This is a genomic window from Paraburkholderia sp. WC7.3g (genome assembly GCF_050436345.1).
GTDB lineage: Bacteria > Pseudomonadota > Gammaproteobacteria > Burkholderiales > Burkholderiaceae > Paraburkholderia > Paraburkholderia podalyriae.
Map to the genome: position 1 here is coordinate 3,950,901 of NZ_JBNDMA010000002.1, position 16,789 is coordinate 3,967,689.

A 16,789-nucleotide genomic window follows, 5' to 3' on the forward strand; every position below is an offset into this window, starting at 1 on the left:
TCAGGGTGTATGACGCCCTGTTCACGAAAGGCGATGGGAAGCAGGCGGCTGATGAGCTTTGCACGTTGTCACAGACTGAGCGTGGCGGGTACCCGTGGCTGATGCAGGCGGCGTCGAGGCTGATCGTCAGGCACGAAAGCGAGTGGGCGAACCCGGAAAAATGGAAGCAGTTGATCGCCGAGCTGGAGAAGCAGACGGGACCCAGGCCGCAGCACGAGGAAGAGCAGAAGCGGATCGAGCGGCTCGTGTGGTGGGATGAGGTGGCGGCTAACGTCCCAAGCTTCCCCGGATCTGATATCTATCACATCAATCCGATTGCTCTGATTAGCAACTTCATGGGGGCAATTCGAGGCCGTCTGACGCTTGAGGAGGCGAGGACCCGTGCGTTTTTGAGGATGATTCGGGTCGGAGAGGGAACACAAACGCCTACCGGTTATGAGCGCCTATTCGGCGGGCAATCGTTTATCAGAGATTACGGGAAAGACTTCGATGATCATCCCCGGATTGTGATTACCAAAGCGAATAAAAAGACAGGTAAATCCTATAGCTCCAGTGCCGCAGGCGCCTATCAGGTTATGGGATATAACTGGGACGACCCAACCTATGTCGCATACCGAAAGCAATATGAAATTAACGATTTTTCGCCGATTTCCCAGGATAGATATTGCGTTATTCTTTTGAGGCATAAGCGTCACGCACTTAGTGACATCAAAAACGGTGATGTAAAGAAAGCAATATTTGCGGACCACTGCAATCTCGAATGGGCGAGTTTGCCGGGTGATCAATATGGGCAAGGTGGCGTGGGAATGGATACAGTAAATGCCAAATTCACAGAATATCTGAAAGACGAGCTGGCTGGAAAGAGTGATTTGGCTGTGCCGATCGGTGGCCTCGATGATTTGATTAAGTGAGGCAAAAATGAAAGCTATATTTCGAGCCTTGATGGTTTTTTTTGTCGGTGAATGCGCCTTTGTTCACGCAGCCGACAACAGGACGCTGCCGAATTTTTCGGACTATTCCGTTGATGTGTATCATGGTACTCTAAAGATTCCGAATTACTATAAAAAAGTGGATGGCGCGTGGCGTGATGATTGGGGAAAAATGGTCTCCCCGATTGGGATAAATTTTGCTGGTAAATATTATATCGGGACTCATAGTTGTGGTGGGGGTTGTAGATACTATACGCTTTCGAACTTGGTAAGCGGATCGGAATCAAACGCGCTCGATATGTTTTCGAATGATGAGAGGCGCTCTCAGAAAACTTCTGATGGACGAAATTATGTAACCAGTCTCGTTAGTCAACCCAATAGCAAGATGTTGGTCGCGCAATATCATATTGATCGAAGTGCAATCTCTGAGGAAGAGTGTCGGGAAAGAATTTTTTATCTTAGTGATGATGGCAAGGAAGTTAGGCCGATAACAAAAACCGTCAATTTTTGCGACGAGCGCCATTGAAATTTGACTGCGTGTGATCCCCTTTTTCATCGAAAAGATGCCTGCGCCGACGGGCTTAGTCTTATCTTGAATAACATTTGTTCTAACGTAGCAGACTGAGGGTCGACATGAAAGCAATATTGTTGATCTTGGCGACGGTCTCCGCAGCCTGTTTTGCATACGGTTCAGAGCCACTTGCATCTGTGGAGAGCCAAGACCTTGGGCCAATCCCACAGGTGATTCGCTCGACCATCGAATCAGACATCTCCTTTAGACCTTACGGGTCGCTGAATTGCAAGGTGCAAGGAAAAAAAATTCCACTGTCATCGGATAGTTTGGTATCTACATGGTTTGTCACAACTAGTGAGGCTTGTGGATGGGGAGCGGCGCTAGGACCTATTTGGCTAGTGGAAAAGCCGTCAACAGGCAATCCTTCACTGATGCTTTCAACTGGTGGCTATAGGGCGGTCTCAAGAGCCAAGTGCAACGTTTAGCTAAACCGGCTTTCTCCAACTCTTTGGCCATTGCTTCCTCGGGGGAATCCCAGCCGAGCGTCTGACGAGGCCGCCCATTAACCAATTTGGCGATGTCGTTGAGCTGGGTTTGCGAGAGCATCGAAAGGTCCGTGCCCTTGGGCAGAAACTGACGCAGCAAGCCGTTGGTGTTCTCATTGCTGCCGCGCTGCCAGGGTGCATGCGGATCGGCAAACCAGATATCGATATTCAACCGCCTGGAGAGTTCGACGTGACAGGCCATTTCCGCTCCCCGGTCGTAGGTCAGGCTCTCTCGCAAAAAGGCCGGCACCTTCTTCATTTGCCGCGTGAAGCCTTCCAGTGCGTCCTTGGCAGTGCAGCCGTCCATGCGGCACAGGATCACGAAGCGCGTCTTGCGCTCGACCAGCGTGCCCACGGCAGAGCGATTGAATGCGCCCTTGATGAAGTCGCCTTCCCAGTGCCCCGGCAACAAGCGTTGGCCGATCTCCTCGGGCCGATACTGGATGCGCAAATCCTCGGGAACATAGCTGCCGCCGGCAAGTGTCGTGCGCCTGTTTCCGCGCGCGGGCTTTTCCTGGCGCAAGGCGGCGATCATGGCCGGTTTCAACGAGCCGCGCGCATAGGTGTAAATCGCAGCGTAGATCGTCTCGTGGCTAACGTGCTGGCTTGGGTCGTCCGGATACATGGCTCGCAGTTTGGCAGCGATTTGCCGCGGCGACCAGCGCCAGTAGACCAGGTGATCATGCACACGCCGATAAAGCGCGCTGCCTTCGGTCAATTTGCGCGGTCGCACGCAGCGCTGGCGACGCAGCCGATAGGCCGAGGCGGCCTGCGTCGCACAGTAGCGTGGCGTGTCCGCGCTGCGATTACGCTCCAGTTCACGCGACACGGTCGAAGCACTGCGCCCCAGCAGCCGCGCGAGAGTTCGTATGCTGCCACCCTTCCGATGTTCGATCATGATCGCCGCGCGTTCTTCCGCACTCAGATGCTTGTAGTTCTTCTTCATCGCAACACCCTATCTCATTCAAGGTGTTGCACTTGGAACTAGAGTCTAAGTAGTGTGTCGATTGCTGGGAAGTCACGCGGCGGTTTTGTTGGCATTGCCGTCATCTCTGGAACTGCTGAGGAGAGTGTTCGTAAGCGTTACTTTTTTGATGGTCGAAAGTATATGTCCGGCACTAAATAGACCACGCTGGCACACGGGCTTGCACAAGCGGATGCACGCCGGACATGATTAACGCGACGGTGGCCGACATAGACCGGTTCAAGAGCGACCCTGCTGGAAATCTTGACTCAGCCTTCGAGGAGGAATTTGGCTACCAGTGCGATCCGACGGCGTGGAAGCAGACCAATGAGGCGGAGCCCGCGCTTCCTCGCACCGGACGACTCCCCGCCGTCCGGTAGATTTTCCGTTCTTTCATTTCACCTTGCAATGCAAAGCGCCTAACGCCCTCCAAGGACAGCGCCTTGCGGGCGCCGCCTGCTTACGCAATGCGTCATCGTGCGATCAAGCCGCCAGCACCTCGACGATCTTGCGCTGGAACGCCTTGCCTTCGCTGTCAAACAGATGGCAATGCTCAGGCGTCCCGCCGAGCTTCTGCACGTTACCCTTCGCATGCCGTTCGAGCGGCGGAATCCGCGCGATCAGGCCATCGGGCGCGACGCTCGACTCCGCGTACAGATACGCGGCATCGCCGAGCGATTCGACCGTCATCGTGCGCGCCTCGATACCGTCCTCGGTCGTGCTGACGTGCAGATGCTCGGGGCGGATGCCGACCGTCACCTTGTCGCCCTGCTTCGCCGCGCCCGGCTCGACCGATACGCGCTGCGTCTCGCCGGTCTCATAACGCACCGTGACGCCGTCGTGCGACACCGACTGCACGACGCCTTCCATGAAGTTCATCTTCGGCGAGCCGATGAAGCCGGCGACGAAGCGATTCGCCGGCGCGTGATACAGCATCGTCGGGCTGCCGACCTGCTCCAGATTGCCCGCCGACAGCACGACGATCTTGTCGGCCAAAGTCATCGCCTCGACCTGGTCGTGCGTCACGTAGATCATCGTCGTCTTCAGCTCGTCGTGCAGGCGCGCGAACTCGAGGCGCATCTTCACGCGCAGCGCGGCGTCGAGATTCGACAGCGGCTCGTCGAATAGAAACACCTTCGGCTTGCGCGTGATCGCGCGGCCGATCGCGACGCGCTGACGCTGGCCGCCGGACAGCTGCTTCGGCTTGCGATCGAGCAGATGGTCGATGTGCAGGATCTTCGCCGCGTTGCGCACGGCTGAGTCGATCTCCGGCTTCTTCGCGCCGGCAAGCTTCAGGCCGAACGCCATGTTGTCGTACAGCGTCATGTGCGGATACAGCGCGTACGACTGGAACACCATCGCGATGCCGCGCTTGGCCGGCGGCACGTCGTTCATGCGCGCGGCGTCGATGTTCAGATCGCCGCCCGTGATGTCCTCCAGGCCCGCGATCATCCGCATCAGGGTCGATTTGCCGCAACCGCTCGGCCCGACGAACACGACGAATTCACCATCCGCGATGTCGAGATTGATGTCGCGCATCACTTCAGTGTCGTCGTAGGCCTTTCTGATGTTGCGCAAGGTTACGCTTGCCATGATGTGTCTCCTTGTAATGCTGTTCGATGCGGTTCGATGCTGTTCGATGCTGTTCGTGACTTCGTGCTGCTATCTGATGCCGTGTCGTAGGGTGCGCGTCCGTGCGCGTCCGTGCGCTTACGGCGCCGCGGCCGCCGCGGCCGTCGCGGACAGCGTCCATTGCGCGACCAGTTCGGGCAACTGACTCATATCGTCGAACACATGGCGCGCGCCCGCCGCATGCAGACGATCGATCTGCGCGTCGCTCGCATGGCCGCCACCGATAAAGCCTAGCACCGCCATGCCCGCCGCCGCGGCCGCCGTGACGCCGGTCACGCTGTCCTCGACGACGAGGCACGCGCCGGGCGCGAGGCCGAAGCCTTGCGCCGCCGCCAGATACACGTCCGGCGCGGGCTTCGGACTCGGCACCGCGTCGGCGCAGAATAGCCGCTCGCCGAAAAAACGCTTCAGGCCCGTGCGCGCCAGCACTGCCTCGACGTACGGCCGGAAGCTATTGCTCGCGCAGCCTTTGACGAGCGGCACCTGGGTCAACGCGATCTCGATGCCGTCGACCGCGGGCGCCTCGATCGCGGCCGCTTCGACCGTGCGGCGGATCGCGTCGATATCGTCGGCGCCGAGCTGTCTGCCGAGCTGCGTCGTGGTGTCCTGCAGCACGCGCTCGATGCGCAGCCCGAGCAGCGGCAGCACGACCGGCGCAACGTCGATGCCGGGCCAGCGCGCCTCGAGTTCGCGCACCAGCATGCGCGCGGCCACCGCTTCGCTGTCGATCAGCACGCCGTCGCAATCGCAGATCAACGCATATCGCGCGATGCCCGGGCCTGCCGTCGACTCTGCCGTCATTTGACCGCCCCGAACGTGAGGCCGCGCACCAGTTGCTTCTGCGACAGCCAGCCGACGATCAGGATCGGCGCGACCGCCAGCAACGAAGCGGCCGACAACTTGGCCCAGAACAAACCTTCAGGACTCGAATACGACGCGATGAACACGGTCAGCGGCGCCGCGCTCGAGCTCGACAGGTTGATGCTCCAGAACGCCTCGTTCCACGACAGGATCACGAGCAACAGCGCGGTCGACGCGAGCCCGGGCAGCGCCATCGGCATCAGCAGATAGACGATCTCCTGCCACGTCGCAGCGCCGTCGATGCGCCCGGCTTCGAGAATGTCGCGCGGAATTTCAGCGAAGTACGTGAACGCCATCCAGACCGCGATCGGCAGATTGATCAGCGTGTACACGATGATCAGGCCCGACACGGTATCCAGAAGGCCACTGTTTTTCCATAGCAGATAGATCGGCACCAGCACGCCGACCGACGGCATCATCTTCGTCGACAGCATCCACAGCAGCACTTTCTGCGTGCGGCGCGTCGGGAAGAACGCCATCGCGTACGCGCACGGCACCGCGAGGATCAGGCACAGCAGCGTGACGCCGACCGAGATCAGTATCGAGTTCCACGCGAACGCGAAGTAGTTGCTGCGGGCGAACACCTCGCGGAAGCTGTCGAGCGTCGGCACGAAAAACAGCGACGACGCATACGCCTGCTGCTCGGTCTTGAACGCGGTGATCGTCATCCAGAAGATCGGGAAGAACAGCAGCAGCGCGACGAGCCACGCGATCACGCCGGGAATGCCGCGACGAATCGTGTCGAACGGCGACTTGGTTGGCACCGCGACCGGCTGCGTCGTCGATGCCGTAGTAGAGGCAACGTGGCTCATTTTTCGTACTCCCCTTTCAGGTTCTTCGCGAGCATCCGCACGAGGAAGATCGACACGATATTGGCCAGCACGACCGCGAGAATACCCCCCGCCGAGGCGAGACCGACGTCGAACTGTTGCAGGCCCAGCGCGAAGATCAGGTACGACAGCGTGGTGGTCGCGTTGCCCGGGCCGCCGCCCGTGGTCGTATAGATCTCGGCGAAGATCGACAGCAGGAAAATCGTCTCCATCATCACGACGACCGCGATCGCGCGTCGCAGGTGCGGCAGCGTGATATAGAAGAACATCGAGAACGGACCGGCGCCGTCGATCTTCGCGGCTTCCTTCTGCTCCTGGTCGAGCGACTGGATCGACGTGAACAGGATCAGGAACGCGAACGGCAGCCACTGCCACGCGACGATCATGATCACCGCGGTGAGCGGATAGTCGGCGAACCAGTCGATCGGCTGCATGCCGATCGCCCGCATGCCCTGCGCGACGAGGCCGTACACCGGGTGCAGGATCATGTTCTTCCAGATCAGCGCGCTGACGGTCGGCATCACGAAGAACGGGCCGATCGCGAGCAGGCGGGCCACACCCTGCCCGTAGAACTTGCGGTCGAACAGGATCGCCATCAGCACGCCGCCGACCACAGTGATCACGAGCACCCACACGATCAGCTCGATCGTATGCGCGATCGACGGACCGAACGACGGATCGGTCGCGAGATAGCGGTAGTTGTCGAAGCCGGCGAAACCGCGCAGATCGGGATTGAGCAGGTTGTAGTGCGAGAACGAAAACCAGATCGTCATCGCGAGCGGAATAACCATCCACAGCACGAGCACGCCGACCGACGGCGCCACGAGCCAGCGGGCCGAACTGGCCTTACGCTCCTCGCGTTCTTTTTCTGTCTTGGGATGGGTTTGCATCAGAGGTAGGCGCAAAGGACGCATGATGGACCACCTGTTCGATAATGCGCGGAGGTTCGCCTGCACACCGCATGCGTGCGATGCGACCTGCCGTGCTGAATGACGCACGGCGTGCCGCATCGCATGCGGCGCGGGCGAACGGCCGCCCTGCTGCATGAGCCGCATCGGTCGATGCGGCGGGCCTGCCGGGTTACTGCTGCGCGGTTACTTCTGCGCGGTTACTTCTGCGCAGTTACTTCTGATAACCCGCCTGCTTGACCGCGCGATCCGCGGCCGCGTTGCCGGCCGCAAGCGCCTGGTCGACCGTCATCTGACCGGCGATCGCGCCGGAGATGCTCTGCCCGACCACGGTGCCGAACGACTGGAACTCAGGAATTCCGACGAACTGCACGCCGGTGTACGGGACCGGCTTCGAGGTCGGATGATCCGGGTCGGCGGTCTGGATCGCCTTCAGCACGAAGTCGCCGAACGGCGCGGCCTGCTTGTACTCGGGGCGCGAATAGGTGGACTGGCGCGTGCCCGGCGGCACCGAGGCCCAGCCCTCATCCTTCGCGACCATTTCGATGTAATCCTTCGACGTCGCCCACTCGATGAACTTCTTCGCCGAATCTTGCTGCTTCGACGACTTCGGAATCGCGAGCGCCCAGGCCCACAGCCAATGCGAGCCCTTCGGCGTGACCGCGGTCGGCGCGGCCGCGAAGCCGACCTTGTCGGCGATCTGCGACTGCTGCTTGTTGTACAGCATGCCGGCCGCGACCGTCGCGTCGATCCACATCGCGCACTTGCCCGACGACATCAGCGTCAGGTTTTCGTTGAAACCGTTCGAGCTTGCTCCCGGAGGGCCGTCCTTCTTCAGCAGATCGACGTAGAAGGTCATCGCCTTCTTCCATTCCGGCGACGTCAGCTGCGCGTTCCACTTCTCGTCGAACCAGCGGCCGCCGAACGTGTTCACGACCGTCGTGCCGTACGCCATGTTCTCGCCCCAGCCCGCCTTGCCGCGCAGGCAGATGCCGTACTGCTCCTTGGACTTGTCGGTGAGCTTGTCGGCGAATTGGGCGATCTGGTCGTAGGTCGGCTGGTCGGGCATCTTCAGGCCGGCCTTGTCGAACAGATCCTTGCGGTAATAGGTCATCGAGCTTTCGACGTAGAACGGCAGCGCGTACAACTGGCCGTTCGCGGACAGGCCGTCGCGGGCCGTCTTCACGACGTCGTTGAGGTCATAGCTCGCCGGCAGGTTCGTGATCGGGGCGAGCCAGCCGCGCTTGCCCCATTGCGGGGTTTCATATGCGCCGATCGTCATCACGTCGAACTGGCCGCTGCCGGTCGTGATGTCGGTCGTCGCGCGCTGACGCAGCACGTTTTCCTCGAGGATCACCCAGTTCAGCTTGATGTCGGGATTCGCTTTTTCGAACGCGGGCGACAGCTTCTTCAGCTCGATCATGTCCGGATTGTTCAGCGTCGCGATCGTCACCGTCGCCGCCGATGCGCTCAGCGCGAAGCAGGTGGCCGCGCCGGCACCGGCCGCCTTCAGCGCGAATTTGATAGCTGGTTTCATCGTTGTCTCCTTTCTCGTACGTTATGTGATGCTGCGTTCGTTTGACGGAATGACGCGCCGCTCAGAGCAGTCAACGTGCCCGCTCCCTGCTCTTTATTCAGCTCATCCAGTTGCCGCCGTCGACGTTCAGCGTCTGCGCGGTGATGTAGTCGGCATCGGCAGACGCGAGGAACAACGCGGCGCCGGTCAGGTCGTCGGGTACACCCATGCGGCCCAGCGGCACCGCCTCGCCGACGAGGCGCTTCTTCTCGCCGAGCGGACGGTTTTCGTAGCGCGCGAACAGCGCGTCGACCTCGTTCCACATCGGCGTGTCGACGACGCCCGGCGCGATGCCGTTCACGTTGATCTTATGCGGCGCGAGCGCGAGCGCTGCGGACTGCGTATAGCTCAACACCGCCGCCTTGGTCGCACAGTAATGCGAAACGAGCGCCTCGCCGCGCCGCCGCCCGGCCTGCGACGACATGTTGATGATCTTGCCGCCGCGGCCTTGCTCGACCATCTGCCGCGCGACCGCCTGCATCAGGAAGAACATGCCTTTTACGTTGACCGCGAACAGGCGGTCGAACACGTCCCAGGATTCGTCGAGGAGCGGGCGCATGTCGAACAGCGCCGCGTTGTTGAAGAGGATGTCGATCTGGCCGAAGCAGTCGATCGTGCTCGTGACGATGCGCTCGATGTCGTCGCGGCGCCGGACGTCGGCGCTGATGCTCGACACGCGCTCGCCGTAGACGCCGCGCAGCGCGCCGCCGATGTCGTCGGTCGGCTTCACGTCGACCAGCACGCAGCGCGCGCCTTCGTCGAGATAGCGCCGTGCCACTGCTTCACCGATACCGCTGGCCGCGCCCGTCAGAATGGCGACCTTGTCCTGCAATCGTGCCACTGCCTGTCTCCGGTTCGTTTTTGCTTTCTGGCGCAGTGAGCGAACGCTCATTGCGCGAACAATTGCTCGGCTGGTGATCGAATGATCGGATACGGACTGGGTCATGTCAAGGCACGCGGACGAATTTCGATGGTGCAGCGCGGCAGGAGCAATCGCATGGCGACAAGGGTCGTCACGACGCGTTCGGTGCCTGTCGCCAAATATGCGCCACTGACAAAAAATCGCGATACGTTATATCATTTCGACCTCGCTGCCCCGCTCGGACCACCCCGTCAGGAGATTCACGCCGATGACTACCTCGCTCGCCGAACAGCACGCCATGCGGCTCGCGCACGCGGACGCGCACGCCGCGTCGCAGGGGCTCGCGCTAACGCCGTTGCGCCGCCAGGTGTATGCGGCTGTCGTCGCGAGCGAGCGGCCGGTCGGCGCGTACGAGTTGCTCGATGCGCTCGCGCCCGAGCGCGGCCGCATGCCGCCGACCACCGTCTATCGCGCGCTCGACTTCCTGGTCGCGCACGGCTTCGTGCACCGGATCGAATCGAAAAACGCGTTCGTCGCCTGCTGCGAAATCGGTGTGCCGCATCGCAGCCAGTTCCTGATGTGCGACGGCTGCGGCGCGACCGTCGAGATTCCCGGCGACGAACTCGCCGACCGGCTGTCGCACAGCGCGCCCGCGCATGGCTTCGAGGTGCATCGTCAGGTGATCGAGCTGAGCGGCCTGTGCGCGCCATGTGCGCGCGCGGCGAAGCCTGGCGGCGCCAGCGGCGCAGCAGGCACGTCGTCGTAATCATCAGATGCGCGGCGCCGCGCCGAGCGCAACGCCCGATCCGCAATCGCCACCGCAACTGGCTCATTCAAACACTCACGCACCAGGAATCACGATGAAAACAATCGGCTCGCTGTTCTCCGCAGCTCGACGTTCGCTGAAGCTATCGACGTTTGTGCGCACGCATCTGTGCACCTGTCTGCTCGCGGTCGCGGCGCTCGGCTTCGGCCACGGCGCGTTCGCCGCCGACGCGAAGATTCCGGTCGTCGCCGCGGAGAACTTCTATGGCGACGCGGTCCGGCAGCTCGGCGGCGATCGCGTCGACGTGACCAGCATCCTCAGCAACCCGAACCAGGACCCGCATCTGTTCGAAGCGAGCCCGGCCACCGCGCGCGCGTTGCAGCACGCGAGCCTCGTCGTCTACAACGGCGCCGACTACGATCCGTGGATGGCGAAGCTGCTGGCCGCGTCGACAGGCGGGCAGCGCACCGTGATCGTCGCGGCCGACCTCGTCGGCAGGAAAGGCGGCGACAATCCGCACCTGTGGTACGACCCGACGACGATGCCGAAAGTCGCGCGTGCGGTGTGCGACGCGCTCAGCGCTGCTGACCCGGCGCACAAGTCGGCGTACGAAGCGAACCTCGCGAAGTTTCTCGATTCGCTGAAGCCGATCGACGCGAAGCTCGCCGAGCTGCACGGCCGCTATGCGGGCTTGCCGGTCACGGCGACGGAGCCGGTGTTCGGCTATATGTCTGACGCGATTGGCCTCGCCATGCGCAACCAGCGCTTCCAGCTCGCCACGATGAACGACACCGAAGCGAGCGCGGCCGATATCGCCGCGTTCGAACGCGATCTGCGCGAGCGGCGCGTGCGCGTGCTGATTTACAACAGCCAGGCCACCGAGGCGCTGACCCGACGCATGCTGACGCTCGCGCAACAATCGAAAGTACCGACGATGAGCGTCACCGAAACCCTGCCGGCCGGCAAGACCTATCAGACCTGGATGCTGTCGCAACTCGATGCGCTGCAAAAAGCGCTGGCGGCGGGTGACACGAGCGGCTCGAATGGCGCGACGAACGCGAAAGGAAAGACTCCATGATTCCGACTGGCCGTTCTGCGCCGGCAGGCTCACCCAGCGCGCGCGGCGACACGCCCGTGCTCGAGCTCGACAACGTGACGCTCGATCTCGGCGGCCGCACGATCCTGCGCGACACCAGCTTCGTCGTGAACCAGGGCGAGTTCATCGGCGTGCTGGGACCGAACGGCGCGGGCAAGACGACGCTGATGCGCGCGGTGCTCGGTCTCCTGCCGGCCGCGGGCGGCGTGATGCGCGTGCTCGGGCAGACGATCGAGCGCGGCAACGCATCGATTGGCTATATGCCGCAGACGCGCAGCGCGCTCGCCGGCCGCCGCGTGCGCGGACGTGATTTCGTCGCGATGGCCGCCGATGGTCATCGCTGGGGTCTGCCGCACGCGGATGCGAAAACACGCGCGGACGTCGAGCGCGTGCTGGAGCTCGTCGGCGGTACGAATCTCGCGAAGCGGCCGCTGTCGGAGCTTTCGGGCGGCGAACGGCAGCGGCTGCTGCTCGCGCAGTGCCTGCTCGGTAATCCGCGGCTGCTGCTGCTCGATGAACCGTTGATCAGCCTCGATCCGCATCATCAGAAGAGCGTCGTCGAACTCGTGCGGCGCGTGCAACAGGAGCTCGGCATCGCGGTGCTGTTCTCCGCGCATGAACTGAATCCGCTGCTGAACTCGATCGACCGCGTGCTGTATCTCGGCAGCGGCGTCGCGGCGCTAGGCACGGTCGACGAAGTGATCACGCGGCCAGTGCTATCGCGTCTGTATGGCTCGCCGATCGACGTAATGCGCGTGAACGGCCGCATCTTCGTGATGTCGGGCGGCGTCGAAGTCGAGAAGCACGATCACGAGCACGAACACGACGAGGACGGCGGACATACGCATTCGCACAGCCACTCGCACAGTCACCCAAACCCGCACGACTTACGCGACGGACACACGCACGATGTTTGAATACGATTTCATGGTGAACGCATTCGCGGCGTCGGGGATCGTCGCGGTGCTGGCTGGCGTGGTTGGCTATTTTCTGGTGATGCGCGGACAGACGTTCGCCGGTCACGCGCTGTCGCATGTCGGCTTCACGGGCGCGACCGGCGCGGTGCTGGTCGGCATCTCGCCGATCTGGGGGATGATCGGCTTCACGCTCGCGGCCGGTGTCGGCATGGGCGCGCTCGGCGAGCGGCTCGCCGGGCGCGACGTCGCGATCGGCGTGATCCTGTCGTTGTCGCTCGGCTTCGGGCTGCTATTTCTGCACTTCTTCACCGCGTACGCGACGCAGGTCACGGCGCTGCTGTTCGGCAACGTGCTCGGCGTGAATGCATCGACGCTCGGCGTGCTCGCGGCGTTGGGTGTCGTCAGTCTGGTGGCGCTCGCGGCGATCATGCGGCCGCTGCTGTTCGCGTCGCTGCAACCGGAGCTGGCCGAAGCGAAGGGCGTGTCGCTGCGCCGCGTGTCGGTGCTGTTTCTCGCGATCGCCGCGCTGGCTGTCGCCGCTTGCACGCAGATCGTCGGCGTGCTGCTCGTGTTCACGCTGATGGTCGGCCCGGCCGCAGCCGCGCAGAACCTGAGCACGCGGCTGTCCACCGGTCTCGTGCTCGCGGCCGTGTTCGCGCTCGCGCAGGCGTGGCTCGGGCTGACGCTCGCATTCCACACCGATTGGCCGACGAGTTTCTGGATCACCGTGCTGTCGGCAGCGGTATATGGCGGGAGTCTGCTGAAGCGGCACTGAGCGGCGCTACACGACGTTTTCAGCCGAGCAATACCTTCGCGTGATGCGCGAGATGATCGTCGATGAACGTCGAGATGAAGTAGTAGCCGTGGTCGTAGCCCGCGTGCCGGCGCAACGTCAGCGGCTGACCCGCGGCCTTGCACGCCGCTTCGAACACGTCAGGATTGAGCTGCGTGGGCAGAAACTGATCCGCGAGCCCCTGATCGACGAGAATCCCTTCCGCGAATTTCCGCGTTGCGTGCGCGACCAGCTCGCTCGCGTCGTACTGCTTCCACGCTTCACGGTTGTCGCCGAGATAACCGCTGAACGCCTTCTCGCCCCACGGACAACGCATCGGCGCCGCAATCGGCGCGAACGCCGACACCGACCGATAGATGTCCGGATTGCGCAGCGCGAGCATCAGCGCGCCGTGGCCGCCCATCGAATGACCGAAGATGCCGAGGCGCTCGCCATCGAGCGGCAGATTCGCAAGCGCCGTTTCGCGTAGCTCGTCGCGCACGTACGAGTCCATGCGGTAGTTCCGCGCCCAAGGCTCCTCGGTCGCGTCGACATAAAAACCCGCGCCGACGCCGAAGTCCCACGCATCGCTTTCGCCCGATACGCCCGCGCCGCGCGGGCTCGTATCCGGCGCGATCAACGCGATGCCGTGCTGGGCCGCGAAGCGCTGCGCGCCGGCCTTGATCGCAAAGGTCTCTTCGGTGCAAGTCAACCCCGCGAGATAGAACAGCGCGGGCACCTTCGCATTACGCTGCAACGCCTGCGGCGGCAGATAGATCGAGAAGCGCATCGGCAGACCGATCGTGCGCGACTCGTGGCGGTAAAAGCGCTGCTCGCCGCCGTGACAGGCGTGCGACGATAGTAGTTCGAGCATCGCGACGCTCCTCTGTTAGTACAGCACGACCGAGCGGATCGACTCGCCCTTCTTCATCAGCTCGAAGCCCTCGTTGATGCGCTCGAGCGGCAGACGGTGCGTGATCAGATCGTCGATATTGATCTTGCCTTCCATGTACCAGTCGACGATCTTCGGCACATCGGTGCGGCCGCGCGCGCCGCCGAACGCCGAGCCCTTCCACTCGCGGCCCGTCACGAGCTGGAACGGCCGCGTGCTGATCTCTTCGCCCGCCGCCGCGACGCCGATGATGAACGACTGGCCCCAGCCCTTGTGCGTGCATTCGAGCGCCTGGCGCATCACCTTCACGTTGCCGATGCATTCGAACGAGTAGTCGGCGCCGCCATCGGTCAGCTGCACGATGTGATCGACGACGTTCTCGACTTCGTTCGGGTTGATGAAGTGCGTCATGCCGAACTTCTTCGCGAGTTCGACGCGACCCGAATTGAGATCGACACCGATGATCTTGTCCGCACCTACCATTTTTGCGCCCTGGATCACATTGAGCCCGATGCCGCCGAGGCCGAACACGACCACGTTGGCGCCGGCTTCGACCTTCGCCGAATACACGACCGCGCCGACGCCGGTCGTCACACCACAGCCGATGTAGCAGATCTTGTCGAACGGCGCGTCTTCACGCACCTTTGCGACCGCGATTTCCGGCACGACGATGTAGTTCGAGAACGTAGACGTGCCCATGTAGTGAAACAGCGGCTTGCCGGCCAGCGAGAAACGCGAGGTCGCGTCGGGCATCAGCCCCTTGCCTTGCGTCGAGCGAATCGCCTGACACAGGTTGGTCTTGCGCGACAGACAGAACTTGCACTGGCGGCATTCGGGCGTGTAAAGCGGAATCACGTGATCGCCCTTCTTCAGCGTGCCGACGCCCGGCCCGACATCGACGATCACGCCCGCGCCTTCGTGGCCGAGAATCGCCGGGAAGATGCCTTCGGGGTCGGCGCCCGACAGCGTGTAGTAGTCGGTGTGGCAGATGCCCGTCGCCTTCACTTCGATCAGGACTTCACCGGCGCGCGGACCTTCGAGATCGACTTCCTCGATCGTCAACGGCGCGCCGGCTTTCCATGCGATTGCTGCTTTGGTCTTCATCGTCAATGCTCCTATGAGTCCGTGAATGCGTGAATGCGAAAAAGGCGTCGCGTGCCCGAAGATGGCGTGGCGCGCGAAAAGCGACATGGTATTGCAAAGTGCGGGACGGCAGCGTTGCCGATGGCTGCGCGCAGCGCCGCGTCCGCCGCTGCTACTTCGCTTCGCGCGGCGCGCTAGCACCGAACCACGGCTCGACCCGCTGATACAGATCGACGAAGCGCGCATAGCGTCCCGCAAGCGCCGCATCGCCTCGCGGACCGGCGACGCGCGTCGCGCCCGGCGCGAGCGCGCCGAGATCGCGCGCGTGCCAGTGGCCGCACGCGAGACCGCCGAGGATCGCCGCGCCGCGCGGCGCCGCGTTCGGACAATCGACCGCGTGCAGTTCGACGTCCAGCGCATCGGCGAGCAGTTGTCGCCAGCGCGCATCGACGGAGCCACCACCCGCGAGCTTGAGCGCCGTCACCGGCGCGCCGCTCGCGCGAATCGCGTCGAGCCCCGCGCGCAGCGAGAACGCGACGCCCTCGAACGCCGCACGCATCATCGCGCCGCGCGTATGCTCGAGCGACAGGCCGAGCCAGCCGCCGCGCGCCTGCGGGTTCAGCCACGGCGTGCGCTCGCCGGTCAGGTATGGCAGGAAGCTAAGCGTTGATGTGGCATCAGCAGCGGCATCAGCGCTGACATCGGCCGTATCGCCGAATGCCTCGCGGTAAGCCTGCGCCCACTCGTACGACAGCCACCCGCGCACCCGCTCGAGCGCGATGCCGACGTTCTGCATCGCCGCCATCCGATACCAGTGATGGCTCGCCGCGCGATAGCGATGCAAGCCCTTCAGCGGCGCGGGCTCGTCGTTCGCGAGCACGACGATCTGTCCGCCGGTGCCGGTCGTCAGCAGCGCGTCGCCGTCACGCGCGAGTCCGCTGCCGAGCGCCGCGCACGGCGTGTCCGCGGCGCCGGTCGCGAGCGCGATACCCGGCCGTAGGCCGAGTGCCTGCGCGGCCTGTGGCGACAGCGCGCCCGACGCCGCAGACGACGGCGCCAGAGGCGCGAACCACTCGCGCGGAATCTCGAGGCGTTCCAGCAGCGCCGCGTCCCACGCGCCGGCGGGATCGGCGAGCGCGGTCGCGCACGCATCGGACGCATCGGTCACGCACGCGCCGCCGAGCGCGACGCGCAGCCAGTCCTTCGGCTGCAGCGCCCAGCGCGTGCGGCGCGCGGCTTCCGGCTCATGCAACACCAGCCAGCGCAGCAGCGGACCGGCCATGCCGGGCGCGACCGGATTCGGTTGCGGCTCGGGCCATTGATCGAGCACGGCGAGCGCGCGCGAGTCGGGCCACAGCATCGCGCGCCGCACCGCCGCGCGGTTTGCATCGAGCAATACGACGCCGTGCATCTGGCCGGACAAGCCGATCGCGCGCACGCCGTCACGCAGTTCGCGCGGCAGGCTCGCCATCGCATGGACGAGCGCGTTCCACCAGGTCTCGACGTCGATTTCTGCCCAACCCGCGTGCGGCGTAACGAGCGCGTAAGCGACGCTCCACACCGCCTGTTCGCGTCCATGTTCGTCGACGATTGCGGCTTTCAGGGAGCCGGTGCCGAGGTCGATGCCAAGAAAACTCATGAG

The 16,789-nt window shown here is 63.2% G+C and carries 15 protein-coding genes and 1 pseudogene; 6 read left to right on the forward strand and 10 right to left on the reverse strand.

The window, feature by feature from the left end:
* Positions 1 to 5: 5 nt before the first annotated feature.
* Together OKW43_RS29795 and OKW43_RS29800 are read left to right on the forward strand one after the other, a co-directional pair.
* The gene (locus OKW43_RS29795; RefSeq protein ID WP_429451364.1) at positions 6 to 911 is read left to right on the forward strand and encodes a glycoside hydrolase family 24 protein; all 906 of its coding nucleotides are present in this window, start codon (positions 6 to 8) and stop codon (positions 909 to 911) included.
* A gap of 7 nt (positions 912 to 918) precedes the next feature.
* Positions 919 to 1,455, forward strand: coding sequence for a hypothetical protein (locus OKW43_RS29800; RefSeq protein WP_429451366.1), 537 nt, complete (start codon positions 919 to 921; stop codon positions 1,453 to 1,455).
* A 459-nt stretch (positions 1,456 to 1,914) separates the two neighbouring features.
* On the opposite strand, the pseudogene OKW43_RS29805 reads toward OKW43_RS29800, so the two are convergent.
* From OKW43_RS29805 to OKW43_RS29835, 7 genes and pseudogenes are all read right to left on the reverse strand, one after another.
* Positions 1,915 to 2,934 (reverse strand): annotated as a pseudogene (locus tag OKW43_RS29805) (IS30 family transposase); the annotation flags it as partial.
* A gap of 501 nt (positions 2,935 to 3,435) precedes the next feature.
* The gene (locus OKW43_RS29810) at positions 3,436 to 4,545 is read right to left on the reverse strand and encodes an ABC transporter ATP-binding protein (RefSeq protein WP_187635987.1); all 1,110 of its coding nucleotides are present in this window, start codon (positions 4,543 to 4,545) and stop codon (positions 3,436 to 3,438) included.
* Positions 4,546 to 4,662: 117 nt separating this feature from the next.
* Positions 4,663 to 5,385 (reverse strand): HAD family hydrolase, encoded by a 723-nt coding sequence (locus tag OKW43_RS29815; RefSeq protein WP_429451369.1) that lies wholly within the window; start codon positions 5,383 to 5,385, stop codon positions 4,663 to 4,665.
* Entirely contained in the window at positions 5,382 to 6,257 is an 876-nt protein-coding gene (locus OKW43_RS29820) for a carbohydrate ABC transporter permease (protein ID WP_187635985.1), read from the reverse strand. The genes OKW43_RS29815 and OKW43_RS29820 overlap by 4 nt, the downstream gene beginning before the upstream one ends.
* Positions 6,254 to 7,189: a carbohydrate ABC transporter permease gene (locus OKW43_RS29825; RefSeq protein WP_187635984.1), complete on the reverse strand. Its 936-nt coding sequence runs from the start codon at positions 7,187 to 7,189 to the stop codon at positions 6,254 to 6,256. Before OKW43_RS29825 ends, OKW43_RS29820 begins: the two co-directional genes overlap by 4 nt.
* Before the next feature lie 208 nt (positions 7,190 to 7,397).
* The gene (locus OKW43_RS29830; protein WP_187635983.1) at positions 7,398 to 8,720 is read right to left on the reverse strand and encodes an ABC transporter substrate-binding protein; all 1,323 of its coding nucleotides are present in this window, start codon (positions 8,718 to 8,720) and stop codon (positions 7,398 to 7,400) included.
* Between the two features lie 97 nt (positions 8,721 to 8,817).
* On the reverse strand, positions 8,818 to 9,600 hold the full coding sequence (locus tag OKW43_RS29835) for an L-iditol 2-dehydrogenase (protein WP_429451372.1): 783 nt from the start codon (positions 9,598 to 9,600) through the stop codon (positions 8,818 to 8,820).
* A 289-nt stretch (positions 9,601 to 9,889) separates the two neighbouring features.
* Here OKW43_RS29835 and OKW43_RS29840 point away from each other — a divergent pair, with 289 nt between their 5' ends.
* From OKW43_RS29840 to OKW43_RS29855, 4 genes are all read left to right on the forward strand, one after another.
* A complete protein-coding gene (locus tag OKW43_RS29840) occupies positions 9,890 to 10,387 on the forward strand; it encodes a Fur family transcriptional regulator (RefSeq protein WP_187635981.1) in 498 nt (165 codons plus the stop codon).
* Positions 10,388 to 10,481: 94 nt separating this feature from the next.
* Positions 10,482 to 11,465, forward strand: coding sequence for a metal ABC transporter solute-binding protein (locus OKW43_RS29845; protein WP_429451375.1), 984 nt, complete (start codon positions 10,482 to 10,484; stop codon positions 11,463 to 11,465).
* A complete protein-coding gene (locus OKW43_RS29850; RefSeq protein ID WP_429451377.1) occupies positions 11,462 to 12,400 on the forward strand; it encodes an ABC transporter ATP-binding protein in 939 nt (312 codons plus the stop codon). Before OKW43_RS29845 ends, OKW43_RS29850 begins: the two co-directional genes overlap by 4 nt.
* Positions 12,393 to 13,175, forward strand: coding sequence for a metal ABC transporter permease (locus OKW43_RS29855; RefSeq protein ID WP_429451379.1), 783 nt, complete (start codon positions 12,393 to 12,395; stop codon positions 13,173 to 13,175). Before OKW43_RS29850 ends, OKW43_RS29855 begins: the two co-directional genes overlap by 8 nt.
* A 19-nt stretch (positions 13,176 to 13,194) precedes the next feature.
* On the opposite strand, the gene fghA is transcribed toward OKW43_RS29855, so the two are convergent.
* From fghA to OKW43_RS29870, 3 genes are all read right to left on the reverse strand, one after another.
* Positions 13,195 to 14,046 carry an S-formylglutathione hydrolase gene (gene fghA / locus OKW43_RS29860; protein ID WP_429451381.1) on the reverse strand — a complete coding sequence of 284 codons (852 nt, stop codon included), beginning with the start codon at positions 14,044 to 14,046 and terminating at the stop codon, positions 13,195 to 13,197.
* Positions 14,047 to 14,061: 15 nt separating this feature from the next.
* Positions 14,062 to 15,168, reverse strand: a complete 1,107-nt coding sequence (locus OKW43_RS29865; RefSeq protein ID WP_429451383.1) for an S-(hydroxymethyl)glutathione dehydrogenase/class III alcohol dehydrogenase — start codon at positions 15,166 to 15,168, stop codon at positions 14,062 to 14,064.
* 151 nt (positions 15,169 to 15,319) lie between these two features.
* Positions 15,320 to 16,786: a xylulokinase gene (locus OKW43_RS29870; protein WP_429451385.1), complete on the reverse strand. Its 1,467-nt coding sequence runs from the start codon at positions 16,784 to 16,786 to the stop codon at positions 15,320 to 15,322.
* Positions 16,787 to 16,789: the final 3 nt, after the last annotated feature.

Bases quoted from the DNA above. Each gene is read 5' to 3' on its own strand.
- OKW43_RS29800 (WP_429451366.1), top strand. From the start codon at position 919: ATGAAAGCTATATTTCGAGCCTTGATGGTTTTTTTTGTCGGTGAATGC.
- OKW43_RS29810 (WP_187635987.1), bottom strand. From the start codon at position 4,545: ATGGCAAGCGTAACCTTGCGCAACATCAGAAAGGCCTACGACGACACT.
- OKW43_RS29815 (WP_429451369.1), bottom strand. From the start codon at position 5,385: ATGACGGCAGAGTCGACGGCAGGCCCGGGCATCGCGCGATATGCGTTG.
- OKW43_RS29820 (WP_187635985.1), bottom strand. From the start codon at position 6,257: ATGAGCCACGTTGCCTCTACTACGGCATCGACGACGCAGCCGGTCGCG.
- OKW43_RS29825 (WP_187635984.1), bottom strand. From the start codon at position 7,189: ATGCGTCCTTTGCGCCTACCTCTGATGCAAACCCATCCCAAGACAGAA.
- OKW43_RS29830 (WP_187635983.1), bottom strand. From the start codon at position 8,720: ATGAAACCAGCTATCAAATTCGCGCTGAAGGCGGCCGGTGCCGGCGCG.
- OKW43_RS29840 (WP_187635981.1), top strand. From the start codon at position 9,890: ATGACTACCTCGCTCGCCGAACAGCACGCCATGCGGCTCGCGCACGCG.
- OKW43_RS29845 (WP_429451375.1), top strand. From the start codon at position 10,482: ATGAAAACAATCGGCTCGCTGTTCTCCGCAGCTCGACGTTCGCTGAAG.
- OKW43_RS29850 (WP_429451377.1), top strand. From the start codon at position 11,462: ATGATTCCGACTGGCCGTTCTGCGCCGGCAGGCTCACCCAGCGCGCGC.
- OKW43_RS29855 (WP_429451379.1), top strand. From the start codon at position 12,393: ATGTTTGAATACGATTTCATGGTGAACGCATTCGCGGCGTCGGGGATC.
- fghA (WP_429451381.1), bottom strand. From the start codon at position 14,046: ATGCTCGAACTACTATCGTCGCACGCCTGTCACGGCGGCGAGCAGCGC.
- OKW43_RS29865 (WP_429451383.1), bottom strand. From the start codon at position 15,168: ATGAAGACCAAAGCAGCAATCGCATGGAAAGCCGGCGCGCCGTTGACG.
- OKW43_RS29870 (WP_429451385.1), bottom strand. From the start codon at position 16,786: ATGAGTTTTCTTGGCATCGACCTCGGCACCGGCTCCCTGAAAGCCGCA.